Raw genomic sequence first — 24,135 nt, 5'->3', positions numbered from 1 at the left:
ATTATTTTTTACCTAGTCCTACAGGAGCAACAAAATGAACTCTTCCAAATACAAATTCGCACTCGTTGCGGCAATGGCTGCACTGGCTCTAAACGCTTCCGCTGACCAAGGCAAAGGGGGCATGAGCGACATGGGTGGTATGAAAATGGACAACATGGGAAACCAAAGCACAAAGACTACAAAAAGGACTTTTGGCGACAATGAAGCTGAAGTAAAGGCTGTTGATAAGGCAAAGAAGAGCATCACATTGAACCATGGCCCTATCAAGTCCAAGACGGTTGAAATGCCGCCAATGACGATGGCTTTCACTGTCAGCGATACCGCAATGCTGTCCAACGTGAAGGCCGGTGACAAGGTGAAATTCACCATTGAGAACGTAGACAATGCCCCGATGGTCACCTCGTTGACCGTTCAAAAGTAAGAGAGATTTGACTATGAAGAAATTGCTTTTTTCATTGCTTGTTGCAGCTTCCTCGGTGGTGTATGCCGGGGGTGAAGCGATAACCGTCTACAAGGACGCAAACTGTGGTTGCTGTGAAGGATGGGTTGAGCACCTGCGTGAGTCAGGTTACAAGGTCAATGCCATCAATTCTGAGGATATGTCGGCAGTCAAGAAGCGGCTTGGGGTGCCGGAAAAGCTGGCATCCTGCCATACCGGGGTGGCCGAGGCATCGGGTCAAGTCATAGAAGGACATGTTCCAGCAGCCGCAGTTGCGAAGCTCATCGCGCAGCCGAAGGTCAAAGGGGTATCGGCTCCGGGCATGCCGTTAAATGCGCCTGGTATGGGCAAACTGGACGGGACGCTCGTGACAGTCGACTTTTCTGGAAAAGCCTTTTCCAAGGACTGATTTTCGAGCAGGTCATGGTAATGACTTGTCGAGCGACAAAAGGGGCAAGCTGAGCTTGTCCCTTTCTATTTGTAAGTTCCTAAGAGCCAGCACAATGGAAACGATGGCTATGCTTTACCGATATGCTCGTAAAGGATGAGGCATCCAATACCAATCAAGATGATGCCACCCATGATTTCCGCTCGCTTGCCAACAATGATGCCAAGCACTCTGCCAACCATTACTCCAAGCGTAACCATGGTGAACGTGGCCAGCCCAATGGCAGCGGCAGTAATCACGATATTTGCGTCCATAAACGCCAAGCCGACCCCAACGACCATTGCATCGATACTCGTTGCAAAACCGGTCACAGCCAATATCCAGAAAGAGTGCCTTCCTGGTTTGGTGTCCTCAACTTCTGGCTCAGAAAAACCTTCCTGAATCATCCGCACGCCAAGAATTCCAAGTAGGACGAAAGCAATCCAGTGGTCCCATGCCTCAACGTACGGTGCGGCGACTTGTCCAACTAGCCAACCAACAACTGGCGTCAGTGCTTCGATGATTCCAAAGATGAGCCCAGTCCGAAGTGCCTCCTGTAATCGCGGCTTGTGAAGTGCAGCACCTTTGCCTACTGCCGCCGCAAAGGCGTCGGTAGACATTGCAAGGGCAATCAGGATAGTGGAGAAGAAATTCATTGGAAGCCTTTAGGCCGGGCGAGTACAAATGGCATGCGGAGCACGGCCCGTCCTACCTCGTGCTGGCATGCCAATGGTCTCGCCAACCTTCCGGTTGTCCGCACCACGATGGATTGATTCCACCGAGTATGTTGATGCGGACGCTTCCTGCGTGGAAGCCGGCTACTCCCCATAGGGAATTTGAATATACCACGTGCTTATTTTGTTCTCGTCCTAACTGACTTGGTGTTTGGAATAGAACAATGCCCTTTGTTGCAAGGAAAGTCATAAATCTTGTCTTGAAATAGTAAAACATTTCAACTATTATTGAATAAAACAATTCAAGGAATATTGAAATGGATGTCAAAAGCGTTGTTGCTGGCCTCGCAGCCCTTGCACAAGAGACCCGCTTGGCGGTCTTTCGCCTCCTAGTGCAAGCCGGCCCTGGTGGGTTACCAGCGACGCAAATTGCAGAGGGCGTCGGAATCGCTCCGTCCCTGCTGTCCTTCCATCTGAAGGAGTTGCTGCACGCCAATCTAGTGTCCCAGACGCGGGAAGGACGTTCGCTCATTTACGCGGCCAATTTCGAGGCTATGAACGGTTTGCTCGGGTTTTTGACCGAGAACTGCTGCGGTGGGAATGTTTGTTCTCCTGTCCGCGTTTCCAACTGTTCCAATGAAGGAGCTTGCTCATGAAACGCCTGCACGTACACGTCTCCGTCGACAACCTTGCTGACAGCATCAAGTTCTACTCTGGCATGTTTGCCACGGAACCTACCGTCGTGAAAACGGACTATGCGAAGTTGATGCTCGATGACCCTCGCGTAAATTTCGCTATCTCTCAGCGTGGAGCCGAAGTGGGCCTGAACCATCTCGGCATCCAGGTTGAGTCGGGCACAGAATTGAGCGAAATGCAGTGCCGCCTCGGTGCCCTCCAGCCGGACGTGGAGAAGGAAGAGGGCGTCGCCTGCTGCTACGCCAAGTCGGACAAGTATTGGGTCAACGACCCCTCCGGAATCGCATGGGAGACTTTCCATACGCTCGACACCATTCCTGTATTCGGCGAGCCTAATAAGACCGCCGCACCGGGAGAAACCGCTGCCGGCACCGAGGCATGCTGCGTACCGCTCGCTAAGCCGCGTATCAAAGTTTCGGCTGACGCGCCGTGCTGCGTGCCGAATACGCAGAAGAGCACAACGGCCGCCTGCTGCTGAACCATGACCCCGCTTCGGTTCGCCGCATCACAAGACCTGCCGGCAGTCCTCGGCTTACTCGAGGACACCGGCCTCCCGTACCAAGACCTGACCACTGCGCACCTCGCTGATCTCCTGGTCGCGGAAGGTGGGCGGTCTGTCCTTGGGATAGTGGGGTTGGAGCGATACGGCAAAGATGCGCTCTTGCGCTCCCTCGCCGTACGGCCGGAAAACCGGTTCACCGGGCTCGGCAAGCAATTGGCCGACGCCATAGAAGAGCATGCTCGGCGAACCGGTGTGGGCACCCTGTACCTGCTCACGACAACCGCAGCCGATTTCTTCGAGCGCCGTGGGTATGAACTCATCGAGCGCCGCGCGGCACCGTCTGAACTACAGAAAACAGCAGAATTTTCTAGCTTATGTCCGTCGCAAGCTGTCTGCATGCGGCGGCGCCTTATCCAAGAACCTTAGGGAAAATCATGACCGACAAGACTTTCAACGTGCTGTTTCTCTGCACGGGCAACTCCGCACGTTCCATCATGGCAGAAGCACTCGTAACTACTATGGGACATGGGCGCTTTCAGGGCTTCAGCGCTGGAAGCAAGCCTGGCGGCAAGGTCAATCCTTTCGCCATCGAACAGGTGAAGAAGACTGGTTACCCAGTCGACAATTTGCGGAGCAAGAGCTGGGATGAGTTTGCCGCTCCTGGTGCACCCCATATGGACTTCATCATTACGGTTTGCGACAACGCTGCAGGTGAAGAATGCCCGATTTGGCCCGGCCATCCTGCAACTGCGCATTGGGGCTTCGAAGACCCAGCAGCCGTTGAAGGCACAGATGAAGAAAAGCGTGACGCATTCGAAATGATCTTCAAGCAAATCATGGCCCGCATGAATGCATTTGTCAGCCTGCCGCTCAACATGCTCGAAAAGCACGCCATTCAGCAGGAAATCAAAAAGATTGGCGATACACCGGTCACGCCGGCATAAATTTGATTTACCGCCACGTCTCGGAAAATGCGTGGCATTTTCAACGTCTGCACAATAATGACAACGACACACACTACTGCTGTTGCCGGCGGTGCTGCTCCGGCCATCGGTTTCTTTGAGCGCTACCTCACTATCTGGGTAGCGCTTTGCATTGTTGCCGGCATCATCTTCGGCAAGGCATTTCCCTCGGTCTTTCATGGCATCGCACAACTCGAGGTCGCCCAAGTGAATATTCCGGTTGGGATACTCATTTGGGTAATGATTATTCCGATGCTCATCAAGATTGATTTTGCCGCGCTTTCGCAGGTGAAGGGGCACTGGCGCGGTATCGGCGTAACCCTTGCCATCAACTGGCTGATAAAACCGTTTTCGATGGCATTGCTCGGATGGATATTCGTCCGCCACGTGTTTGCTGCATGGCTGCCGGCAGACCAACTGGACAGCTACATTGCAGGGCTTATCTTGCTCGCAGCCGCCCCGTGTACGGCAATGGTTTTCATTTGGAGCCAGCTGTGCAAAGGTGACCCGTACTTCACGCTATCCCAAGTCGCCCTCAACGACGCCATCATGATTGTGGCGTTTGCTCCCTTGGTCGCACTGTTGCTCGGATTGTCTTCTATCACCGTGCCGTGGGACACCTTGATTACGTCGGTTGGCCTGTACATCATTGTGCCGGTCATCCTCGCGCAGCTGATTCGCAAGTCCTTGCTGGCCAAGGGACCGGGTCACCTGGAGAGCGCGGTCGGGAAACTCGGCCCGTTCTCGATTTCGGCGCTGCTTCTGACCCTTGTGCTCCTGTTTGCCTTCCAGGGTGAAGCAATCACGGAGCAACCGCTGGTCATCGCCATCTTGGCCGTGCCCATCCTGATTCAGGTGTTCTTCAACTCGGGTCTTGCGTATCTCCTGAACCGGAAGTTGGGCGTCGCCCATTGCGTTGCTGGTCCATCCAGTCTTATCGGAGCGTCTAACTTCTTTGAGCTGGCAGTAGCTACCGCCATTAGCCTATTCGGATTTCAGTCCGGCGCTGCTTTGGCGACGGTCGTCGGCGTTCTCATCGAAGTCCCTGTAATGCTGCTAGTTGTTGGTGTCGTCAACCGCTCGCAGACTTGGTACGAAGCAAAGGCATAACCCCATGGATATCAAGATTTACCACAACCCTAGCTGCGGCACGTCTCGCAACACCCTCGCGCTCATCCGAAATACCGGTGTCGAGCCGCAGGTCATCGAGTACCTGAACACGCCACCTAGCCGGGAAGAACTGAAGGAAATAATTGCGAAAGCCGGCCTGACGGTGCGCGAAGCCATCAGGGAAAAGGGTACGCCGTATGCCGAGCTCGGCCTCGACAACCCGGCGCTGACCGACGAGCAACTGCTGGACGCTATGCTGGCCAACCCGATTCTCATCAATCGGCCTTTCGTCGTTACCCCGGTCGGCGTTCGTCTATGCCGCCCGTCCGAGGTAGCGCTTGACATCCTCCCATTGCCGCAGAAAGGCCCGTTCAGCAAGGAAGACGGTGAAGCTGTCATTGACGCCGATGGTAGGAGGGTCAAAGGAAATGGCTGACCTGTCGAACCTCCCCAACGTCAGCGCCCCGCATCTCGACGTGCCGACGCAGGAAAAGCTAGATGCAGCGACGGTGTCTACGCATCCGCCGCGCATCCTGCTGCTGTACGGCTCACTGCGCGAGAAGTCCTACAGCCGCCTCCTTACCTTGGAAGCGGAGCGTATTTTGCAGCACTTCGGTGCGGAAACGCGGGTGTTTGACCCGCACGGCCTCCCAATGGTGGACAGCTGTCCCGCGGACCATCCCAAGGTGCAGGAGCTCCGAAAGCTGTCAGAGTGGTCCGAAGGGCAAGTTTGGTGCAGTCCAGAGCGCCACGGTGCGATGACCGGCGTGTTCAAGTCCCAAATCGATTGGCTACCTCTGGAAATTGGAAGCATTCGCCCGACACAGGGACGTACTCTGGCGGTCATGCAGGTATCGGGAGGTTCGCAGTCCTTCAATGCGGTCAACCAGCTGCGAGTCTTGGGGCGGTGGATGCGGATGGTGACCATACCGAACCAATCTTCGGTGGCCAAGGCGTATCAGGAGTTCGATGATAACGGGCGCATGAAGCCATCGTCCTACTATGAGCGTCTGGTGGACGTCATGGAAGAGCTCTACAAGTTCACTTTGCTTGTGCGAGACCGTTCGGACTACCTGACGAGCCGATACAGTGAACGAAAGGAAGCGTTTCCGGATTTGGCTACTAGCTTAGCTGCAGCCGCAATGAGCCACGAAACTAGCCAGGACGAAACAAAGGACGAACTGGAGTAAGTCCGGAACAGCTGTGCGCATTGTCATGGTTCCGCCTGTTCGTGAAGCTCGTTCTCGAGGAGTGTTCGACCACCCTAAAGTTGTCGACCATTTCACAGAAGGTGGGGTTGTCTGGACCAACAATAGCCAGGAGGTCGTCGAAGCAATTATTTGGTGCACTGGCTTCGAGCCAGTTCTAAAGCATCTCGAAGAATTGGGTGGTGTTACGCCGAACGGGCGGGTTGATGTGCTCGGGACCCACGCAAAAAGTGAAGGACGTCTTTGGCTTGTAGGCTATGGCGAGTGGACTGGCTTCGCGTCTGCTACGCTCATTGGGGTGATGCGTAGCGCTCGAGACACAGCTCGGGAAATCAACGAATTCCTACCGATATAACGCTGTAGAGGCCAGCCAACTACGCATACACTTGCTTCTACTGATCCAAATGGGAATTGATTCCCGACCTCTTACTGGAGGTGCTCAATCAACATATCCCAGAAATACTCCGACGCTCCCTCTTGAGATAGCTTCTGCTCCTGCCGGCCGCCAAAAACTCGCATTCCGAGCGGCTTGAAGTACAGCGTTTGGTTATCGCTTTCGACATGCATCATCTCGTTTGATGTGCCCGGAGGCGCCGAGGCGCTGTTTACGTACGACAGGTAGTTATTACGTCCGCCGTGACCATCGACGCGAATGGTGCATTCAGCAAGTCCATTTCCGTCGCGGTAAATTACGGCAGTAAAAGAACGACCGTCAATGCGCTGAAAACGTCCTCGGGTGCCAGGATTGCGGGCCGCAAGCTCTTGCAGTGACGTGTCGAAAAAGCGCGCCATGTATTCGAATGAGTCGAGCAGAAACTGGTCACGGTCGAACTCCGTAAAATCCTTCTTCAAACGGAGGTTGCTGGAGCGCGGGGTGAGGCTTGGTTCCTGCGCGGCCGCCGATGCGGGTCTCGCGGGCGATGCCAGGAAAGCCTCTTGACGAGCGCCGGTAGCCGAAGCCGGCTGTGCCACTTCCTTTCTAGTAGTAGTTGCTGTAACTACTTGGCGGACCTGTCTTGCTACGTCGGTGAAGGCCTCGTCCTGGTCAGGCCAAGTGGTAACGGCCTTGCCGTCCTTAGGCGCACCCAACAGCTTACCGAACGGAGCTGGGTGCCAGTCACATGTGCGAAGAATCACGGGAATGACTCGAGCCGTTCCTTCGTGATGCCGCTCCATTGCGCGCTTCATTTCTTGGCCATAGCAATAGCTCGACGCAATGAAGCTAGAACTTACGAGTAAGAGGATGACGTCCGCTTTCTCGAGATTCTCATCAATTTCATCGTCAATGTTGGACCCAGCGAGAATACGCCGGTCATGCCAAGATTCGATGAGGCCCTGATGCTTCAACATCGACAGGTGCTCCTCGAGCTTGTCTCTGAGCGCTTCGTCAACGTGGCTATATGAGAAGAAAACTGTTGCCATCCGTGATTCCTGTTTCAATTACTTAGTGTTATCGCCGTCATCATGGCAAGCACATTCATGACTTTCAGCCGCTTCGTTCAGATTTTGCAATATGCCGCATTCCTCAACTGAATGTGGCCCTTGGCATTGTTTGCGGAGCTTGACCAGTTGCTGCTCAAGAGTACGTAAAGCAGCCATTTGTTCGCGCACTTGCGCAATGTGCCCATCAAGGAGCTCATCGACGCTCTGGCATCCCAAAGCAGGGTTGGCTTGCAGGTCAAGCAGCACACGAATTTCTGCCAAGCTCAGCTGCAACGAACGGCAGTGGCGGATGAACTGGAGTCGCTCGAGGTGCTCCGTCGCATATTCACGGTATCCGCTACTGTTTCTTCCCGGTTCTGCCAACAAACCGCTTTTCTCGTAATACCTGATAGTTTCAATGTCGCAACTTGTACGTTTTGACAGTTCCCCAATACGCATATTCATCCCCCCTTGCCGAAACCCCGTAGTTACTACGGACATTGTACGTCAAATTGGTTGCGTCTATTTTCCATAGAGAGGATTGCAACTACGCTTGTGACCGAGCACCACTGAGGTCTGTTCGGAGGTCTCAACAGAACGGGTGCGATAAAATACAAAAATGAGAACAACTCGGTACACAAGACTCCTGACTGCATGGATGGCATTGCTCGCCATCCTGCTGGTCGCTCTTGCGCCGTCGATTTCGCACGCCTTTGCTGCGAAAAGTCCTTCATCACCGAAGACGGTCGAAATCTGCACGGCCTCGGGAGTCAAGCAAGTTAGTGTTCCTTACGAAGGCACCTTGAAGCCGTTCTCGACGGTCAAACATGACCAGCATTTTGAAGACTGTCCATTTTGCAGAATCCACAGTGATACGCCAGGACCAGTCCCTGCTACCGTGTCGGCCATATTGAACACAGTAGCTTCCTTTCCCCGCCCATTCCTCTTCTACCAGGCGCCTCGACCCTTGTTCACATGGGCGCCCGCACAATCTCGCGCCCCACCTACGCATTCTTGATTTTCTTTGCAGTGCTCCCGCTCAGGTAGTTAGGGCGGGGTAGCTACGCCTATGAACCAAGCTTCCGCCATCTTAGTTGCGGTTGTTCTGGCTGCTTCTGTTACGCAGGGCGCTGAGCGCGCGACCTACTGCAGGCTTGACGCCCATCCTCAAATTCCACTTTTTTGAAGCCATGAAAACTTTATTGCTCGCCACATTACTTGCCAGTGTGACCTCAAGCGCATTTGCCGACGTTTCGGTGACTGATGCATGGGCACGTGCGACTGTCCCAGGGCAGCCGGTCGGAGCCGTGTACATGAAAGTCAGCAGTTCCAATGCTGTGCGTCTGGTCGACATTCAGACCGAGGTTGCCAAGGACGTTCAGGTTCACACCATGCATCACCATGATGGCGTCATGAAAATGCGGGAGCACGGTGAACTAGCTATTCAAGCCGGGCAAACCGTCGACCTTGCGCCAGGCGGCTTACACCTGATGCTGCTCGGTCTCAAGAAGCCGTTGTCGGCCGGGGAAAACCTGACAATGAAGCTGACGTTCGAAGATGCTAAGAAGGCGAGAAATACTTCAGTCGTCTCAGTGCTAGTCCGTCCACTTGGCAAGTAATGCGGAGGTCGCACATGAAATTACGATATGTAGCAGCGTTGCTTCTGGCTGGCACCGTCTTGCTTGGATGTGACAACAAGAGCATCCCTGACCAGAAGTTTGCGTCGGTGGACATTACCGGCGGCGAGTGGGGCAAGGAATTCCAGTTGACAGACCATACTGGAAAGCCGCGGACTCTTGCTGATTTCAAGGGCAAAGCCGTTGTCCTCTTCTTCGGCTATACCAATTGCCCCGACGTCTGCCCGACGACAATGGTGAAGCTGGCCTCAGCCATGGAAAAGCTTGGCAAGGACGCTGAAAGGGTACAAGTGCTGATGGTCACGCTGGACCCGCAACGGGACACGCAGGAGCTGCTGGCCAAGTATGTTCCCGCCTTTCACCCGTCGTTCCTTGGCTTGACTGGAACTGAGCAACAGGTTGACGCTGCGGCGAAGGAGTTCAAGGTAATTCGCGTGCTGCAGAAGCCAAATGAAGACGGCTTTTACACGGTGGACCATTCCGGCCAAACCTACGCGTTTGACCCGCAGGGCCGCCTTCGCCTGTTTTTCAGGGATGCCCAGCCAGCCGAAGACATCGTACAAGACCTCAAAACGCTGCTCAAAACATGATGGCATCAACAGACATAAAAACTTCCTTATGGCCCTTGGTATTCCTGAGCTGGGTTTTGGCAACGGTTTCCACCCTTGGGGCGATTTTCCTGGGTGAGGTCATGGGGCTGACACCATGTGTGCTGTGCTGGTACCAGCGCATTTGCATGTTCCCGCTCGTACTCATTCTTAGCGCAGGCCTTTTTCCTCTGGACGTGAAAGTCGTGCGATACGCTTTTCCGCTGTCACTTATTGGATTGGGCATTGCTGTGTTCCACCTTCTGGTTGCCGAAGGCGTCATTGCCGAGTCGATGACACCTTGCACACAAGGCGTGCCGTGCTCGCAGGAGCAGATCGAATGGTTTGGATTTCTGACCATACCGATGCTCTCCGTGGCCGCCTTCGCAGCCATCGCTGCACTGCTCATCATTACTCATTTTAAGGCATCAAAATGAAACAAAAGACCATCTTCGTCGCGACCGCGGTCATTCTGGCGGTTGCATTTGCTCTCGGCATCAATCTCTATCAATCGAAAAAGACTGAACAGGCGACGCAAGCCACCTCCCAGAACAGTGAGGCGCTTGTGCGGTTCCACTCGCCGACCTTGGGCAATGCCAGTGCGCCGGTACACATCGTCGAATTCTTCGACCCGGCTTGCGAGTCCTGCCGCGCCTTTTATCCCTTTGTTAAAAAGATCATGGAGGCAAATCCCGAGAAAATTCGGCTGACCATCCGATACGCACCTTTCCACAAGGGCGCAGACGAAGTGGTCAAGGTTCTGGAAGCCGCCAGGAAGCAGAACAAGTACTGGCAAACGCTTGAAGCGGTGCTTGCAGCGCAGCCGCAGTGGGCGCCGGACCATTCAGCGCATCTCGATCTACTGTGGCCTCACCTTGAAGGACTCGACCTTGATATGGCACGCTTGAAAGACGATATGAAATCCCCGGATTTCACGCGCATCATCGAGCAAGACCTTCAGGACGTGAAAACATTGAACGTCAGGGGCACACCGGAGTTTTTTGTGAATGGGAAGCCGCTACCATCCTTCGGTCCGGAGCAATTGCAGAAACTGGTGGAACAGGAATTGACCACCGCGGCGGCAAAATAACCCGCCCAACAACGACGTTTCACCAACCTGCGGATACACAGCGCCTGCTAGCCGCAGGTTTCAACAAGGTACATCGCCATGCCTGACTTTCTTATAAATATCCAAGTGGCAATGTTGCTTGTATTCATCCCAATTGCGATTGGTCTTTATTATTACTTGTCTCGACGACCTCCAAAGCGTCCAAAGAAGCGCTCCGGAAAAGACGCAGCTGATTACGCCAGGAAAGACAGCGCGAAGCGGTCAAGCGGAAGTAAGACGCATACAAAGAAATGACATTTATACAAGTTCTTCGCCACATTTTCCTCTTTAAAAGAGCTTGATCCTGTAGTCACTACAGGGTGTGTAATGCTGCTATAGACGAGAAGGAGCATCAAATGGCTGATTGTTGCGCAGGCGCTTGCGCCTCAGATAAACCTCCAGTAGACCCGACCTACCGTCGTATTCTCTGTATCGCGCTGGTGGTCAACGCCGGCATGTTTGGCGTCGAGCTATTCAGCGGTTGGGCCGCCGGTTCGGTATCGTTGCTGGCCGACGCCGTTGACTTTTTCGGTGACGCGGCGAACTACGCGGTCTCGCTTTTTGTTCTGGGCTTGGCGCCTATCTGGCGCTCGCGTACGGCTCTGATCAAAGGCTTGACGATGGGAGGCTATGGCATCTTTGTTTTGGCCGCTGCGTTCTGGAGTGTCACAACCGGGACCGTGCCTGCACACATTACGATGGGCACCATTGGCTTCGTTGCGCTACTGGCCAATTTGCTCGTAGCGGCATTATTGTTTGCGTACCGTAATGGCGATTCCAATATGCGCTCTGTCTGGCTCTGCACGCGTAATGACGCCATTGGCAACGTTGCCGTGATGCTGGCGGCCTTGGGCGTGTTCGGTACGGGTTCCGGGTGGCCCGACATTGTGGTGGCCTGCATCATGGGTCTTCTTGGCTTGAGCGCTGCACGGTCCGTCATCACGCAGGCACGCGCTGAGATGAAAACAGCAACAGCTCCTGTGACCGTTGCACCGAGGACTGTCACCATCGAACTCAAACGCCGTTGATCTATGAAAGCTGAATTGAAGAAAGCATTTGAATCCGAAATGGCGGCTGCGCGCAATCGCTACGCACGAGGGCAGCTTGACCAGGCGTACAAGCATCTGGAGGTTGCCCATGTGCTGGGACAACGGTATGTCGTGCCGCACATCATTACCCATTGGGGCATGCTGAGAATTGGCATCAAGCGCCGATCGGCAAGTGAAGTGGTTGGTCAAGGTGTGCGTATTGTTCTTGGTGCCATCGGTTCAGCCGTTGGCATCGTCCCGACAGGAAATACCGGAGGCACGAACATCAACATGTTCAAGCGGCTGCCAGTTGATCCCGCCATCAAGACATTGCTTGACTAACCACACTCAAATGGCCGTCTATCGATTTCTTGCAGGCCAAAAGGCAAGAAATCAATGCTAATATCTCGCCCGTGAAAAAGCTTATTCTTATTCTGCTGTTAGCCGTACTTCCGCTCCAGTATGCCTGGGCAGCGGCGGCTGCGTATTGCCAGCACGAACAAGAACAGCAAACCTCCCACTTTGGCCACCATACGCATCAGCACCAGGCCGAGGAGGATGACTCGGAAGAACCGAGCAAGAACACCCAGGCCGACAACGATTGTGGCATCTGCCAGTTTTCTGCTCAGGCATCGTTCTTAACCACCTTCCCTGCGGGTGTCCCACCCAATGATGTCGTGCATCATGCACGATTACCGGACAATTATTCTTCCCATATTCCATCTGGCCCCCGAAAGCCAGACTGGCGTCTTGTCGCCTAACGCGACGAGACGAATTGCCACGACTATCAAAACGTAAAACCGGGGTGACGTCTCGTCAAATTCTTTCCCATTTGTCAGGAGAATTTGATGTATCGGTATCTTTTACCGCTCAGTCTGGCCGTATTCAGTTTGCCTGGGAGTGCGCAAACCGTAACGACCGGACTTGGTAGCGCACACCTGGCTGCACAGGCTAATGCCGGCCGTGCAGTCGAACCGGCGTTGCCGTTGACGCTACAGGCTGCAATAGCCTTGGCGATGAATTCCAGCCCGGACCTGTCCGCAGCCCAGTATGAGCTTCAGGCGGTCGAGGCCACGCTCCTGCAAGCCAATGTGCTGCCCAACCCCTCGCTGGAAGTGGGTATTGAAGACCGGCGCCGTGAGACCCGGGAGTCCACGTTAACAGTCAGTCAGCCGATTGAGCTAGGCGGGAAGCGCTCTGCGCGCATGCGCGCTGCCGAAAGCAGCCTGTCCGCTGCGTCTTCCGAGTTGAACGCTAAAAAAGCCGAAATCCGTGCGGCCGTCATTACTGCATTCTTTGATGTTCTCGCCGCACAGGAACGCGTTCGCCTTGCCGAGGAAGCAGGTGAACTTGCTCAGAGAGCGACGAATGTCGCCAACAAACGCGTTGCAGCCGGCAAGGTGTCGCCTGTGGAAGAAACGAAGGCACGCGTGGCGGAATCGAGCGTTCGCCTTGAACTGGCTCAGGCAAGAAGCGAGTTAAGCTCGTCTCGCAAGCGGCTCAGTGCCACTTGGGGCAATCTGATTCCTCGATTCGAGAAGGCTGAAGGTCAGCTTGATGTGTTGCCCGAGTTGCCTAGTACAGACATGCTTACCCGGAGACTGGCAACGTCTCCGGCACTATCCCGGGCTCGCTACGAAGTCGATCATCGCCAGGCACTGGCACAGGTAGAGCGCAGCCGCCGCATCCCGGACATGGCAGTCACTCTCGGCGTCAAGCGCTCTGAAGAGTTGGGCCGTAACCAAGCTGTGGTTGGCGTTTCGATCCCGCTTCCTCTCTTCGATAGCAATCGCGGAAACGTCCTGGAATCGCTACGCCGCGTCGACAAGGCACGCGACGAACTGTCCGCCACAGAGATCCGGCTGGATGGCGAGGTCGCACAGGCCTATGAAAAATTGAGTGTATCGCGTCAGGAGGCGGAGTCCCTGCAGAAGGAAGTCATCCCGGGTGCCCAGAGCGCCTATGACGCCGCCTCGAAAGGGTTCGAGTTCGGGAAATTCGGCTTCCTAGATGTGCTCGATGCCCAGCGCACGCTGCTGCAAGCCAAGTCCCAGTACCTGCGAGCGCTGTCTGAGGCGCACCGGGCAGCCGCCGATATCGACCGCATTCTCGGGGAAGCTACGCCCGCGACCAAGCAATAAGAGCAGATCATGAAAAATCTTACGAAGAAACAGCTATTTTCCATTCTCGCCATCGTTATCATCGGCGTCTTGCTTGGCGTGCTCATCATGACGATGAATAAGCCCAAACCGGCAGGTGATGGACACGGCCACGGCGGCGGCGGGCATGCAGAACATGCCGGCGAAAAAGGCGGTGACAAGCACGCACACGCTGAAGAGAAAGGTGGGCACGGACATGAGCATGGCGATGAACATGGTCATGAGGAAGAACAGGCAAAAGGCCCTCATGGCGGGAAATTGTTCACCGAAGGCGACTTCGGGCTTGAGGTGCTGATGGCCGAAGAAGGCGGAGAGCCACGTTTCCATGTCTACATGTACGAGAAGGAAAAGCCGCTCCCTCCGAATTCAGCAAAAGTTTCTATTACTCTCACCCGTCCGGATGGCGGAAAACAGGAACTCGCCTTTACTCCTGAAAAGGATTACCTGAAGAGCAGCACTTCGGTGCCGGAACCCCACGTATTCGAAGCGACGGTCGCAGCACAAACAGCCAACGAGCCTTACCTCTTCACCTTCGAGGAGATGGAAGGCACGATCGCAATGAATGACGAGCAGTCCAAGGCGGCCGGCGTTACTGTCAATACCGCAGGTCCGGCAAGGATCAACAGCTCGCTCACGTTGCCTGGCGAGATCCGCTACAACGAGGACCGGACAGCGCATGTCGTACCTCGGATGGCCGGTGTCGTTGAGAGCGTCAAGGTCAATCTCGGGCAGAAGGTCAAGAAAGGCGAAGTGTTGGCCGTCCTGGCAAGCTCGGGCCTGTCAGAGCAACGCAGCGAATTGTTGGCCGCACAAAAGCGACTCGCATTGGCCAAAACCACGTACGAACGCGAAAAGAAGCTCTGGCAGGAAAAGATTTCGGCGGAGCAGGATTACCTGCAGGCTGAACAGGCGATGCAGGAAGCGGAAATCGCTGTCCGGAATGTTCAGCAAAAACTCAGTGCCTTGGGTACCGGCGCATCCAGCCGTGGCTCACTGAATGCCTACGAAATCCGGGCACCGTTTGATGGCATGATTATGGAAAAACACATCTCCCTCGGCGAAGCCATCAAGGAAGACGCTGACATTTTCACGATCTCGGACTTGTCGACAGTGTGGGCGGAGGTTGCTGTCCCTGCAAAAGACCTGAACGCAGTTCGCGTCGGCGAGAAAGTTACCGTCAAGGCGACGGCATTCGATGCGAAAGCACCCGGCACGATTTCTTTCGTTGGATCTTTGCTTGGCGAACAAACCCGTACCGCCAAAGCCAGGGTTTCACTGCCGAACCCAGACATGTCTTGGCGCCCAGGTCTGTTCGTGAATGTTGAAATCGTCTCGAACCAAGCCGAAGTTCCGGTCGCGGTGAGTACCGATGCCATTCAGACGGTCAACGACAAGCCGACCATCTTCGTTCGCGTTCCCGGCGGCTTCCTTCCCCAGCAAGTCACCCTCGGCCGCACTGACGGCAAGGTAGTCGAGGTGGTCAAGGGATTGAAGGCGGGCAGCAAGTACGCAGGCGCGGGCAGCTTCATCGTCAAGTCGGAGCAGGGTAAAGCCAGCGCCGAACATACTCACTGATGCGAAAAGGACTTATCCATGTTTGAACGCATCATACGCTTTGCCATCGAGCAGCGATGGCTGGTCCTGCTTGCCGTGTTCGGCATGGCCGCCATTGGCATATTCAGCTATCAAAAACTGCCCATTGACGCGGTCCCTGACATTACCAACGTTCAGGTCCAAATCAATACGTCAGCACCGGGATACTCGCCTCTGGAAACGGAGCAGCGGATCACCTATCCGCTAGAGACAGTCATGTCCGGTTTGCCCAATCTGGAGCAAACCAGGTCGTTGTCGCGATATGGCCTGTCGCAGATCACCGTCATCTTCAAGGATGGCACCGATATCTACTTCGCTCGGCAACTCGTCAATGAGCGACTGCAGGAAGCCAAGGAGAGGTTGCCGGCGGGGGTGACGCCAGCCATGGGACCGATTTCCACCGGTCTGGGTGAGATTTACCTGTGGACGGTCGAGACCAAGGATGGCGCGAAAAAGCCCGACGGCACGCCGTACACCCCGACCGATTTGCGTGAAATCCAGGACTGGATCATCAAGCCGCAGCTGCGTAACGTTCCTGGCGTCACGGAAATCAACTCGATTGGCGGCTTCGAGAAGGAATACCAGGTCGCACCGGTTCCCGAACGACTGGCGTCCTATGGCCTGACACTGCAGGACGTGGTCAACGCGCTTGACCGTAACAATGGCAATGCCGGGGCTGGCTACATCGAAAAGCGCGGCGAGCAGCTATTGATTCGTGCGCCCGGCCAGGTACAGTCCATCGAGGACATCCGTAATATCATTCTGGGTACCGTCCAGGGCGTGCCTATTCGGATGCGCGATATCGGCGAAGTCGAAATTGGTCGCGAGCTGCGTACCGGTGCTGCCACCGAGAATGGACGGGAAGTTGTCCTCGGTACGGTGTTCATGCTGATTGGCCAGAACAGCCGTACGGTTTCCCAGGCCGTGGACAAGAAAATGGCCGAGATCAACCGCACCCTTCCGGAAGGTGTGGTGGCCATCACCGTGTATGACCGCACGGTCCTGGTCGACAAGGCCATCGACACGGTAAAGAAGAATCTGATCGAGGGTGCTATTTTGGTCATTGCGGTGTTGTTCCTGTTCCTTGGGAACATCCGCGCAGCCCTCATCACGGCGATGGTCATTCCACTGTCGATGCTGTTCACCTTCAGTGGCATGGTATCGAACAAGGTCAGTGCGAACCTGCTGAGCTTAGGCGCACTGGATTTCGGCATCATCATTGACGGTGCGGTCGTGATTGTCGAGAACTGCGTCCGCCGGCTTGCCCATGCTCAGGCGCACCATGGACGGCCATTGACGCGGGCCGAGCGCTTCCATGAAGTGTTTGCCACATCCCGGGAAGCACGTCGGCCGCTGTTGTACGGCCAGCTCATCATCATGGTGGTCTACCTGCCAATCTTCGCGCTGACCGGCGTGGAAGGCCGGATGTTCCATCCGATGGCCCTGACGGTGGTGATCGCCTTGCTGGGCGCGATGATTCTGTCGATTACCTTCATCCCTGCCGCGGTCGCGCTCTTCATCGGCAACAAAGTGGCTGAAAAAGAGAATGTCGTCATGCAGGGAGCCAAGCGTCTCTATGGCCCCGTACTGGACTTCGTGATGGCGAACAAGCCCGTGGTACTGACGTTTGCCGCGGTGACCATCATCCTGTCGGGCCTGCTGGCCACCCGTTTGGGAAGCGAATTCGTGCCGAGTCTGAACGAGGGTGACTTTGCGATCCAGGCACTGCGCATCCCGGGTACCAGCTTGTCGCAGTCGGTGGCAATGCAGCAGCAGCTTGAACGGACGTTGAAGCAGAAGCATCCAGAAATCGACCGCATCTTCGCGCGTACCGGTACGGCCGAGATTGCGTCTGACCCGATGCCGCCCAACATCTCGGACGGGTACATCATGCTCAAGCCCCAGGATCAGTGGCCTGAGCCCAGGAAGACTCGCGATGAATTGTTGGCGGCTGTACAGCAAACCATTTCCAAAATCCCGGGCAGCAACTACGAGTTTTCACAGCCAATCCAGCTTCGCTTCAATGAGCTGATATCCGGCGTGCGAAGCGACGTAGCGGTCAAACTATTCGGCGACGACATGGATGTGCTCAACGACACGGCGGCCAAGATTGCCTCCACGTTGGGCAGGGTGTCTGGGGCGGCCGAGGTCAAGGTGGAACAGACTACAGGCCTGCCTATGTTGACCATCAATATCGACCGGGAGAAAGCATCCCGCTATGGTTTGAATGTCGGCGATGTTCAGGACATGGTGGCAACCGCAATTGGTGGCAAGGAAGCCGGCACGCTGTTCCAGGGCGACCGTCGCTTTGACATCATTGTCAGGCTTCCGGAAAACTTGCGCAACGACCTCGAGGCGATGAAGCGGCTGCCGATTTCGCTGCCCCGCGCAGAAAACGGCAATGGACGAGCGACGTTCATTCCATTGGGTGAAGTGGCCAATCTGGAACTTGCTCCCGGACCCAACCAGATCAGCCGAGAAAACGGTAAGCGGCGTATCGTCATCAGTGCCAACGTGCGCGGACGGGACATCGGTTCATTCGTGTCTGAAGCGGAATCGGCCATCCGTGACCAAGTTAAAGTGCCCGCCGGCTATTGGACAACCTGGGGTGGCCAGTTCGAGCAGCTGCAGTCTGCTGCTCAGCGCCTGCAAGTCGTCGTGCCATTGGCATTGCTGTTGGTATTCACGCTACTGTTTGCGATGTTTGGCAACCTCAAGGATGGACTTCTCGTCTTCAGCGGTATTCCATTCGCGCTGACAGGCGGTGTGGTCGCGCTATGGATGCGGGGTATTCCGCTATCCATCTCCGCGGCGGTTGGCTTCATTGCCCTCTCCGGAGTGGCGGTGTTGAATGGTCTGGTGATGATTTCCTTCATTCGTACCCTGCGAGAGGAAGGTCATTCCCTGGATTCCGCCGTGCGTGAAGGCGCGCTGACCCGATTGCGTCCCGTATTGATGACCGCCTTGGTAGCATCGCTTGGGTTTGTGCCCATGGCGCTTGCAACAGGTACAGGGGCTGAAGTGCAGCGCCCGCTGGCCACCGTAGTCATTGGCGGCATTCTTTCGTCGACGGCCTTGACGCTTCTGGTTCTTCCGCTTCTGTATCGTCTTGCTTACCGTAAGGAAGAGGAAATCGAAGAACAAGTTGCCCCGATAAAGGCGGTTCCTCAGCAATTGCCTACTTAAGCAGTCCGTCCCCGTTGTGCGACGACGGGGACACCTATGATTGAAATACCAAAGTGTTCCATCACTACTCAGGAGAAACTATGAAATTGCACAAATTGGCTTCCGCGTCTATCGCCGTTCTCGCCCTGTCGCTCGCAAATCTCGGTTTGGCGGCCGATGACCACAAAGGCCATAACCACGACGACAAGAAAGGTGGCGAGCACGCGCACGACGCCAAACCGGCAAACGGCGGCGTTGTGTCGGTCGTCAAGGATGTGAACTACGAACTGGTTGCAAAGTCCGACACACTGACTTTGTACATCACCGACCATGGCAAGCCGGTCGATACCAAGGATGCCAGCGCGACGTTGACGCTACTGTCGGCTTCCGACAAATCTGAAGTCAAACTGGCTCCGGCGGGCGAGAACAAGCTTCAGGCCAAAGGAACGTTTAAAGTCGACAAGGGCACCAAGGTCGTTGCGTCTGTTACGACCGGTGGCAAGCCGCAAAGCGTTCGCTTCACACTGAAATAATACCGACTCGGAGTTGGCGTGCGGCTTGATTGCGGCGGCACGTCCCATCATTTGGACAACACAACAGCGAGCGAAAATGGGTAGCGGTCATTCACACGGTAGTCATGACCATGGTCATGGGCATGGAAGCAGCGGAAATTTGAAAACTGCTTTTTTGCTCAACCTGTCCTTCACGATTATTGAAGTGATTGGCGGCCTATATACAAACAGTATTGCCATCCTGAGCGACGCGGTTCATGACTTGGGCGACTCGATGTCGCTCGGCCTGGCCTGGTATTTCGATAGGTTATCGCGGCGTGGTCGTACCGCAAAGAATACCTATGGCTATCGTCGGTATTCTCTACTTGGCGGACTGATTACCGGCTTGGTTCTGATCGTTGGCCTGGGCTTTGTACTTTGGAACGCGGCGTCTCGCTTGTTCGCTCCCGAGGAAGTCAACGCTCCGGGCATGATGATCCTGGCCGTGATCGGTGTTGCTTTCAACGGCGCGGCTGTACTCCGGGTAAGGCGCGGCACTTCGCTGACCGAGCAAGTCGTCAGTTGGCACCTTCTGGAAGACACGCTGGGCTGGCTTGCGGTTCTGATCGGCGCCGGCATCATGACCGTATGGGACTTGCCCATCATTGACCCGTTGCTGTCCATCGGCATCTCGCTGTTTGTGCTCTGGAACGTAGTCCGAAATCTGCGCAAGGTGTTCAATGTGTTCATCCAGAAGGTACCGGAAGCGTTTGATGTGGTGGCATTCGAGAGAGCAGTACTTGCTCATCCCAAGGTCCTTTCAGTCCATCACACGCACAGCTGGACAGTTGATGGCGAGGTCCATGTCCTCACGACCCACCTCGTGATGCAACGCGATGCCAGCCGCGAGGAAATGATCGATGCCAAGGCACGTGTCCGAAGTCTCCTTGACGAGCATACCTTCGAGCATGTGACCGTCGATGTGGAATTGGAAGGGGAGCTCTGTGTCATTGGATCTGGTCCGGAACATACTGAAACTGAAACACATCATCAGCACTAGGTGTGGAAGAAATAGACCGCTTCTGCGAAGCTGTGTACATTGAAGAACGCGCTATGAAAATCAAGGCAATACAGGCAGCAATAATCCTTACCCCTCTAGTGGCGGCTTTGACTTTGCCTGCGCATGCGCAGCAATCGTCTTCGCCAGGTTTGCAGGACAAGGTCAAAGGGCTGTTCTCGAATACCAACGAAGATGAATTGCTTGAGCCTGATGCAGCGTTCAAATTTCAAGTGGTGGCAAAGGGGACCAACGCCTTGTCCGCAAACCTTATTCCTGCAAAGGGGTACTACCTCTACAAGCAGCGAGTTCAATTTGCGCTCAAGAACGCAAATGGCGTCAGCATCAATGCAGTGAAATTGCCACCTGGTGAAATGAAGACTGACCAGATTTTTGGACGGACAGAGGTGTATAAGAAGGCCGTCCCAGTCGAACTGGCGTTAAATGGTGCGACAAAGGGTAAGACAATCACGTTGGTCGCGTCATACCAGGGATGCCATGAAAAGCTGGGCGTCTGCTATCCGCCCATTGAGAAAGCGGTCAACCTTGTGTTGCCATAACTTGTTACGGCCTCGAAAAAATACGCGTTGAACTTGCGTCCTCGTTCGCTATCAATCCATCTGTGAAAAAACTGATTCTCATTTTTCTGCTGGCACTCCTTCCACTGCAATATTCGTGGGCAGTGATTGCATCCTATTGCCAACACGAGAAAGAACATGTCACCCACATTGGACATCATGCTGACGACCATAAGGGCGCTAAGGGCAAGGGTGACCCGGACAAAGGAAAGTCAGCGTCCCTGCATGAATGTGAGTATTGCCATCAGGCGTGCCAGGCGTCGTTAGCTCCCGCAATCTCCTCCACCTTCCTCCTGCACGGCCGTAGCACACTCGCTTCGCCGCCGCTGCTTTACTCCTCCCATATACCGGATGGTCCTGATAGACCTGACCGGCGGCTTACCGCATAAGCGACGAGCTTTTTGCTTTCTGTCCCTGTCGTTCGGGTGGGACTCTCGCTGAACTCCTTCGAATACACGCAGAGCCAAACAGGCTGACATTGTCTTGCACGGAAGGATTTCGTCCACCGTCTGCGACAGGTGTCTTGCCGTGACTGGCGGGGAATCCATACAAGGTTAATTTGTATGCCGACATGGCTACGAGTGTCACCTTGCGCATTCTGGGCGAGACAAATACCGCTGAACAAGCCGTATTGCGTCTCGAGAACGGCGTGTCGGAATGAGGCGCAGCAAATGAATCTTGGCGTCCAAGGCTACGTTGCGTGCATCCGGTAGCTACCGTTGCTCCGCCGTGGCCGCGTCATTGATGCTCGGTTGGTGTCGGTATCAGCCACCCAACCATATCTTTAAACTTGAAATAAAGGAAATTCCATGAAAAAGCTGTTCGCAGTTGTCGCAGTTGTTGTTCTCGCAGGTTGCTCAACTTTTGGTTCGAAGTCGATGAACACACCTGCTAAATCAACTTCCGGGTATGAAGACCTCTATCGAGGCGGTGCCCGGTAATAGCGAAAGCCCTGCATCTGAAACAATCTCTTATAAAGGAAAATACAGGATGAAGACTCTTTTCATCGCAGTTGCGGTTGTTGTCTTGGCGGGTTGCTCTACGTTCGGAACAGGCAATACTAGCCAAGCCGGCAAACATCCAACTGAACTCGGTAGCGTCTATCAAGGCGGGGGCTAGTCGGTAACGGCAAGGTTGTTTATCCACTTACCGTAATGTGAAGCGGGAGCCGTCATTGTTGGTAATCTGACGGCTCCCATATTCCGCGACATTCGGGTGGGCTACGCAATGCCTTACGGCAGCGTAGTACGGTTGCGAAGCCCTCAATATTCGTGCCGTAACCACCATATGCTCGGACAACGATCATGTGACTGACAAGGTTTATACTGGCCGATCCCAGCCTGTCCAGTGCAATTCTATTCAATGAAAAACTGAACCTTAGGCATCTGATCGTAGCATTGCCTGCAGCGCCCATCACAATGAGCGGAAAGAGCGACGATGACCTATCGCCGCCACGGCCAAGTGAGCTGTGCAAGATAAGTATCCGGCATACGTTCATTGCGCAGTCCTACGTCGCCTTCACCAACTCCGTTGCGATGGTAATGAAACGTTCCGAAAAGTTGATCCCAAATAAGCCAGAATTCGCCAAAGTTGACTTGGGCATCTTCGTACTCACGTTTATGATGCCAGCGATGAATTTCCGCCACACCCAGCAGTCGACGCAGAGGGCCGACGCTGTAATCTAGGTTGGCATGCTGGAAGGCGAGATGAACTGATACGATGGCCAGCCAGCATCCAATGGCTGCTGGCGGGGCGCCGGCCAGCGCAGCAAGTACCAGTCCGGGCGTACCGAGCACCATTGCACTCAGTGGATGGCGTCGTTCGCCATTAAGCCAGTAAAGGCGTTCTGCGCTGTGATGCAATGCGTGCAGCCGCCACAAGGAAGCATTCTTGTGACTGGCCCAGTGCATGAACCACAAGCCGAAATCAATGATGGCTCCGGCAAGCAGCACTTGGGCCCACATCGGCCATTGCGTTGGCCAGATTGCTGTGCTTGGCACGTGGAGATAGCGAAGTGCCAAGTCGATCGCTTTGACCGAGGTGAAGATCAGCGTCAGGCTGACGAAGGCATGCAGCATATCCTCACGGGTGTCGCCGTGATCCGCCAGCCAGGCAGGTTCATACGGCTGCAGGCGCTCCAGCAGGGCCACGCAGGCGATGCCAAACAACGAAACAAGCGGTGCCAATGGCCAATAAGGTAAATGACTCGATGTGATGCGGACGAGCGCGACGGCACAGCCGCCGAGTACGATGGGATAGGCACTCCAGCGCACGATGCGTCGAATAACTAAGTTCATGATAGGTGTCCAGACAACGATATGAGGCCATATTGTCCGAAGACCGCATGCAGCAATTGAACGAAACTGCTACTGATCGGGCGACTGGCTGGAAAGGCGAGCCAGGGCGAGTGACGGGTTGATGCCGAAGGTTGCGACGAAGGTCCGTGTAAAGTGGGCCTGATCGGAAAATCCGGCACCGTGCGCAGCGTCAGTCAGTCTATCGCCGGCAAGTACGTGCTCGATGCCGCGTACGAGACGAAGCCATTTTCGGTAGCTGCGTACCGGCATGCCGGTACGTTCACGAAACCAGTGGGAGAAGCGGCTTTCTGACAGGCCCGAGCTCGACGCAAGAGAGCGTCGGCTGAGGAATTCTTCCTGATCAAGTGACTGATTTAACAGGTGCAATACTGCATCCAGTCGGGCATCGCGTGGCGGCAAGGCGCCTAGCTGCAGATGCCTGCGGAAACGCTCAAAACTGTGCTGTGTCAATTTGTCCGCACTGAACGAGTCCAGCACGATGCAGAGCAATTGTCGGGACGGTTCGACGATATCTCTTGTCCTATCGAGCAATGGCAGTACCGCCCTTGCTTCATCGGTAGTCGGATCCAGATACAGGGACAGTACATTCCCCGGCGAAAGTCGATGTGCAATACCCGCGGGTATGAACAGGGCAGGGGCACAGCGCGTTTCAGAGCCCAATGTAATGCACACTGGCTGTGTGATCCCGACGGTGAGCTGATGCGCATAATGCGCATGCATGTGATTGTCGCCGGAGTGCCCCCGAAACACGCCGATCCCAGGGCGAAGGGCGGTATCACCGATCCATAACGCGTCCCTGACGGATGAAGGTGTCACCACTTTCGCGTTAGCTGCAATCTTGGAAGATCCTTCACTCTGAGTGATGTCATCACCGACTTGACTCTGAACTCGTTGTCGGTAAGCGAAGCGATGACCTGCCCGATATCGGGAGGCAGGGCATTAAATGCCCGTTGTGGTGTACGTTGATGCATGTC

General features: G+C 55.0%; 29 protein-coding genes and 1 riboswitch. Of the genes, 24 read left to right on the top strand and 5 right to left on the bottom strand.

Features of this window, described 5'->3' with window-relative positions; translation table 11 throughout:
• Positions 1-34 precede the first annotated feature (34 nt).
• Complete coding sequence (locus IGW03_RS18960) at positions 35-421, top strand: copper-binding protein (RefSeq protein WP_192805254.1); 387 nt, start codon at positions 35-37, stop codon at positions 419-421.
• A 13-nt stretch (positions 422-434) separates the two neighbouring features.
• Positions 435-848, top strand: a complete 414-nt coding sequence (locus IGW03_RS18955; RefSeq protein ID WP_151638611.1) for a DUF411 domain-containing protein — start codon at positions 435-437, stop codon at positions 846-848.
• A 107-nt stretch (positions 849-955) separates the two neighbouring features.
• On the opposite strand, the gene mntP is transcribed toward IGW03_RS18955, so the two are convergent.
• Entirely contained in the window at positions 956-1,522 is a 567-nt protein-coding gene (mntP, locus tag IGW03_RS18950) for a manganese efflux pump MntP (protein WP_151638610.1), read from the bottom strand.
• A gap of 13 nt (positions 1,523-1,535) precedes the next feature.
• Positions 1,536-1,705, bottom strand: a riboswitch (yybP-ykoY riboswitch).
• A gap of 152 nt (positions 1,706-1,857) precedes the next feature.
• Between mntP and IGW03_RS18945 the strand changes: the two genes are divergently transcribed.
• Genes IGW03_RS18945 through arsH form a run of 7 tightly spaced genes read left to right on the top strand, consistent with a single transcriptional unit; the run spans position 1,858 to position 6,000 of the window.
• Complete coding sequence (locus tag IGW03_RS18945) at positions 1,858-2,196, top strand: ArsR/SmtB family transcription factor (RefSeq protein WP_151638609.1); 339 nt, start codon at positions 1,858-1,860, stop codon at positions 2,194-2,196.
• Positions 2,193-2,714, top strand: coding sequence for an ArsI/CadI family heavy metal resistance metalloenzyme (locus IGW03_RS18940; RefSeq protein WP_151638608.1), 522 nt, complete (start codon positions 2,193-2,195; stop codon positions 2,712-2,714). Before IGW03_RS18945 ends, IGW03_RS18940 begins: the two co-directional genes overlap by 4 nt.
• A gap of 3 nt (positions 2,715-2,717) precedes the next feature.
• Positions 2,718-3,164 carry an arsenic resistance N-acetyltransferase ArsN2 gene (gene arsN2, locus IGW03_RS39055; protein WP_151638607.1) on the top strand — a complete coding sequence of 149 codons (447 nt, stop codon included), beginning with the start codon at positions 2,718-2,720 and terminating at the stop codon, positions 3,162-3,164.
• Between the two features lie 8 nt (positions 3,165-3,172).
• Positions 3,173-3,682, top strand: coding sequence for an arsenate reductase ArsC (locus IGW03_RS18930; protein WP_151638606.1), 510 nt, complete (start codon positions 3,173-3,175; stop codon positions 3,680-3,682).
• A 57-nt stretch (positions 3,683-3,739) separates the two neighbouring features.
• Positions 3,740-4,810, top strand: coding sequence for an ACR3 family arsenite efflux transporter (gene arsB / locus IGW03_RS18925; protein WP_151638605.1), 1,071 nt, complete (start codon positions 3,740-3,742; stop codon positions 4,808-4,810).
• A gap of 4 nt (positions 4,811-4,814) precedes the next feature.
• Entirely contained in the window at positions 4,815-5,246 is a 432-nt protein-coding gene (gene arsC, locus IGW03_RS18920) for an arsenate reductase (glutaredoxin) (protein WP_151638604.1), read from the top strand.
• Positions 5,239-6,000, top strand: a complete 762-nt coding sequence (arsH, locus tag IGW03_RS18915; RefSeq protein ID WP_151638603.1) for an arsenical resistance protein ArsH — start codon at positions 5,239-5,241, stop codon at positions 5,998-6,000. Before arsC ends, arsH begins: the two co-directional genes overlap by 8 nt.
• A 444-nt stretch (positions 6,001-6,444) precedes the next feature.
• On the opposite strand, the gene IGW03_RS18910 is transcribed toward arsH, so the two are convergent.
• Together IGW03_RS18910 and cadR are read right to left on the bottom strand one after the other, a co-directional pair.
• Positions 6,445-7,440, bottom strand: coding sequence for a toll/interleukin-1 receptor domain-containing protein (locus IGW03_RS18910; RefSeq protein WP_151638602.1), 996 nt, complete (start codon positions 7,438-7,440; stop codon positions 6,445-6,447).
• 18 nt (positions 7,441-7,458) lie between these two features.
• A complete protein-coding gene (cadR, locus tag IGW03_RS18905) occupies positions 7,459-7,905 on the bottom strand; it encodes a Cd(II)/Pb(II)-responsive transcriptional regulator (protein WP_437126324.1) in 447 nt (148 codons plus the stop codon).
• Between the two features lie 154 nt (positions 7,906-8,059).
• Here cadR and IGW03_RS39050 point away from each other — a divergent pair, with 154 nt between their 5' ends.
• From IGW03_RS39050 to IGW03_RS38700, 15 genes are all read left to right on the top strand, one after another.
• Positions 8,060-8,458 (top strand): DUF2946 domain-containing protein, encoded by a 399-nt coding sequence (locus IGW03_RS39050; protein ID WP_151638601.1) that lies wholly within the window; start codon positions 8,060-8,062, stop codon positions 8,456-8,458.
• A gap of 136 nt (positions 8,459-8,594) precedes the next feature.
• Positions 8,595-9,059, top strand: a complete 465-nt coding sequence (locus IGW03_RS18895; protein ID WP_228535770.1) for a copper chaperone PCu(A)C — start codon at positions 8,595-8,597, stop codon at positions 9,057-9,059.
• Positions 9,060-9,073: 14 nt separating this feature from the next.
• Positions 9,074-9,667, top strand: coding sequence for an SCO family protein (locus tag IGW03_RS18890; RefSeq protein WP_194724102.1), 594 nt, complete (start codon positions 9,074-9,076; stop codon positions 9,665-9,667).
• Positions 9,664-10,101: a disulfide bond formation protein B gene (locus tag IGW03_RS18885; protein ID WP_225984881.1), complete on the top strand. Its 438-nt coding sequence runs from the start codon at positions 9,664-9,666 to the stop codon at positions 10,099-10,101. The genes IGW03_RS18890 and IGW03_RS18885 overlap by 4 nt, the downstream gene beginning before the upstream one ends.
• Complete coding sequence (locus IGW03_RS18880; protein ID WP_151638599.1) at positions 10,098-10,754, top strand: DsbA family protein; 657 nt, start codon at positions 10,098-10,100, stop codon at positions 10,752-10,754. The genes IGW03_RS18885 and IGW03_RS18880 overlap by 4 nt, the downstream gene beginning before the upstream one ends.
• A gap of 374 nt (positions 10,755-11,128) precedes the next feature.
• Positions 11,129-11,800 carry a cation efflux transmembrane domain-containing protein gene (locus tag IGW03_RS18875; protein WP_151638598.1) on the top strand — a complete coding sequence of 224 codons (672 nt, stop codon included), beginning with the start codon at positions 11,129-11,131 and terminating at the stop codon, positions 11,798-11,800.
• Positions 11,801-11,803: 3 nt separating this feature from the next.
• Positions 11,804-12,142, top strand: coding sequence for a DUF3703 domain-containing protein (locus tag IGW03_RS18870; RefSeq protein WP_151638597.1), 339 nt, complete (start codon positions 11,804-11,806; stop codon positions 12,140-12,142).
• A gap of 71 nt (positions 12,143-12,213) precedes the next feature.
• Complete coding sequence (gene czcI / locus IGW03_RS18865; RefSeq protein WP_151638647.1) at positions 12,214-12,561, top strand: cation efflux protein, CzcI family; 348 nt, start codon at positions 12,214-12,216, stop codon at positions 12,559-12,561.
• Positions 12,562-12,648: 87 nt separating this feature from the next.
• On the top strand, positions 12,649-13,941 hold the full coding sequence (locus tag IGW03_RS18860; RefSeq protein WP_151638596.1) for a TolC family protein: 1,293 nt from the start codon (positions 12,649-12,651) through the stop codon (positions 13,939-13,941).
• 9 nt (positions 13,942-13,950) lie between these two features.
• Positions 13,951-15,534 (top strand): efflux RND transporter periplasmic adaptor subunit, encoded by a 1,584-nt coding sequence (locus tag IGW03_RS18855; RefSeq protein ID WP_151638595.1) that lies wholly within the window; start codon positions 13,951-13,953, stop codon positions 15,532-15,534.
• An 18-nt stretch (positions 15,535-15,552) separates the two neighbouring features.
• The gene (locus IGW03_RS18850) at positions 15,553-18,738 is read left to right on the top strand and encodes a CusA/CzcA family heavy metal efflux RND transporter (protein ID WP_194724101.1); all 3,186 of its coding nucleotides are present in this window, start codon (positions 15,553-15,555) and stop codon (positions 18,736-18,738) included.
• Between the two features lie 80 nt (positions 18,739-18,818).
• Complete coding sequence (locus IGW03_RS18845) at positions 18,819-19,250, top strand: hypothetical protein (RefSeq protein WP_151638593.1); 432 nt, start codon at positions 18,819-18,821, stop codon at positions 19,248-19,250.
• A gap of 139 nt (positions 19,251-19,389) precedes the next feature.
• Complete coding sequence (locus tag IGW03_RS18840) at positions 19,390-20,268, top strand: cation diffusion facilitator family transporter (RefSeq protein ID WP_264158756.1); 879 nt, start codon at positions 19,390-19,392, stop codon at positions 20,266-20,268.
• 2 nt (positions 20,269-20,270) lie between these two features.
• The gene (locus tag IGW03_RS18835) at positions 20,271-20,825 is read left to right on the top strand and encodes a protein-disulfide reductase DsbD N-terminal domain-containing protein (RefSeq protein WP_225984879.1); all 555 of its coding nucleotides are present in this window, start codon (positions 20,271-20,273) and stop codon (positions 20,823-20,825) included.
• An 827-nt stretch (positions 20,826-21,652) separates the two neighbouring features.
• A complete protein-coding gene (locus IGW03_RS38700; RefSeq protein WP_264158755.1) occupies positions 21,653-21,784 on the top strand; it encodes a hypothetical protein in 132 nt (43 codons plus the stop codon).
• A 501-nt stretch (positions 21,785-22,285) separates the two neighbouring features.
• Here the strand turns inward: IGW03_RS38700 and IGW03_RS18825 are convergent.
• On the bottom strand, positions 22,286-23,140 hold the full coding sequence (locus tag IGW03_RS18825; protein ID WP_151638591.1) for a sterol desaturase family protein: 855 nt from the start codon (positions 23,138-23,140) through the stop codon (positions 22,286-22,288).
• A 69-nt stretch (positions 23,141-23,209) separates the two neighbouring features.
• On the bottom strand, positions 23,210-23,881 hold the full coding sequence (locus tag IGW03_RS18820) for an AraC family transcriptional regulator (protein WP_151638590.1): 672 nt from the start codon (positions 23,879-23,881) through the stop codon (positions 23,210-23,212).
• Positions 23,882-24,135: the final 254 nt, after the last annotated feature.

Origin of the sequence: Noviherbaspirillum malthae (assembly GCF_015352985.1) — a bacterium.
In the GTDB taxonomy this organism is placed as follows: domain Bacteria; phylum Pseudomonadota; class Gammaproteobacteria; order Burkholderiales; family Burkholderiaceae_D; genus Noviherbaspirillum; species Noviherbaspirillum malthae.
The sequence above is the reverse complement of the archived record's forward strand: the minus strand, read 5'-3'. Positions and strand labels throughout refer to the sequence as shown.

Coding starts and splice junctions, on each gene's coding strand:
- IGW03_RS18960 (WP_192805254.1), top strand. CDS start 35: ATGAACTCTTCCAAATACAAATTCGCACTCGTTGCGGCAATGGCTGCA.
- IGW03_RS18955 (WP_151638611.1), top strand. CDS start 435: ATGAAGAAATTGCTTTTTTCATTGCTTGTTGCAGCTTCCTCGGTGGTG.
- mntP (WP_151638610.1), bottom strand. CDS start 1,522: ATGAATTTCTTCTCCACTATCCTGATTGCCCTTGCAATGTCTACCGAC.
- IGW03_RS18945 (WP_151638609.1), top strand. CDS start 1,858: ATGGATGTCAAAAGCGTTGTTGCTGGCCTCGCAGCCCTTGCACAAGAG.
- IGW03_RS18940 (WP_151638608.1), top strand. CDS start 2,193: ATGAAACGCCTGCACGTACACGTCTCCGTCGACAACCTTGCTGACAGC.
- arsN2 (WP_151638607.1), top strand. CDS start 2,718: ATGACCCCGCTTCGGTTCGCCGCATCACAAGACCTGCCGGCAGTCCTC.
- IGW03_RS18930 (WP_151638606.1), top strand. CDS start 3,173: ATGACCGACAAGACTTTCAACGTGCTGTTTCTCTGCACGGGCAACTCC.
- arsB (WP_151638605.1), top strand. CDS start 3,740: ATGACAACGACACACACTACTGCTGTTGCCGGCGGTGCTGCTCCGGCC.
- arsC (WP_151638604.1), top strand. CDS start 4,815: ATGGATATCAAGATTTACCACAACCCTAGCTGCGGCACGTCTCGCAAC.
- arsH (WP_151638603.1), top strand. CDS start 5,239: ATGGCTGACCTGTCGAACCTCCCCAACGTCAGCGCCCCGCATCTCGAC.
- IGW03_RS18910 (WP_151638602.1), bottom strand. CDS start 7,440: ATGGCAACAGTTTTCTTCTCATATAGCCACGTTGACGAAGCGCTCAGA.
- cadR (WP_437126324.1), bottom strand. CDS start 7,905: ATGAATATGCGTATTGGGGAACTGTCAAAACGTACAAGTTGCGACATT.
- IGW03_RS39050 (WP_151638601.1), top strand. CDS start 8,060: ATGAGAACAACTCGGTACACAAGACTCCTGACTGCATGGATGGCATTG.
- IGW03_RS18890 (WP_194724102.1), top strand. CDS start 9,074: ATGAAATTACGATATGTAGCAGCGTTGCTTCTGGCTGGCACCGTCTTG.
- IGW03_RS18885 (WP_225984881.1), top strand. CDS start 9,664: ATGATGGCATCAACAGACATAAAAACTTCCTTATGGCCCTTGGTATTC.
- IGW03_RS18880 (WP_151638599.1), top strand. CDS start 10,098: ATGAAACAAAAGACCATCTTCGTCGCGACCGCGGTCATTCTGGCGGTT.
- IGW03_RS18875 (WP_151638598.1), top strand. CDS start 11,129: ATGGCTGATTGTTGCGCAGGCGCTTGCGCCTCAGATAAACCTCCAGTA.
- IGW03_RS18870 (WP_151638597.1), top strand. CDS start 11,804: ATGAAAGCTGAATTGAAGAAAGCATTTGAATCCGAAATGGCGGCTGCG.
- IGW03_RS18860 (WP_151638596.1), top strand. CDS start 12,649: ATGTATCGGTATCTTTTACCGCTCAGTCTGGCCGTATTCAGTTTGCCT.
- IGW03_RS18855 (WP_151638595.1), top strand. CDS start 13,951: ATGAAAAATCTTACGAAGAAACAGCTATTTTCCATTCTCGCCATCGTT.
- IGW03_RS18850 (WP_194724101.1), top strand. CDS start 15,553: ATGTTTGAACGCATCATACGCTTTGCCATCGAGCAGCGATGGCTGGTC.
- IGW03_RS18845 (WP_151638593.1), top strand. CDS start 18,819: ATGAAATTGCACAAATTGGCTTCCGCGTCTATCGCCGTTCTCGCCCTG.
- IGW03_RS38700 (WP_264158755.1), top strand. CDS start 21,653: ATGAAAAAGCTGTTCGCAGTTGTCGCAGTTGTTGTTCTCGCAGGTTGC.
- IGW03_RS18825 (WP_151638591.1), bottom strand. CDS start 23,140: ATGAACTTAGTTATTCGACGCATCGTGCGCTGGAGTGCCTATCCCATC.
- IGW03_RS18820 (WP_151638590.1), bottom strand. CDS start 23,881: ATGCATGCGCATTATGCGCATCAGCTCACCGTCGGGATCACACAGCCA.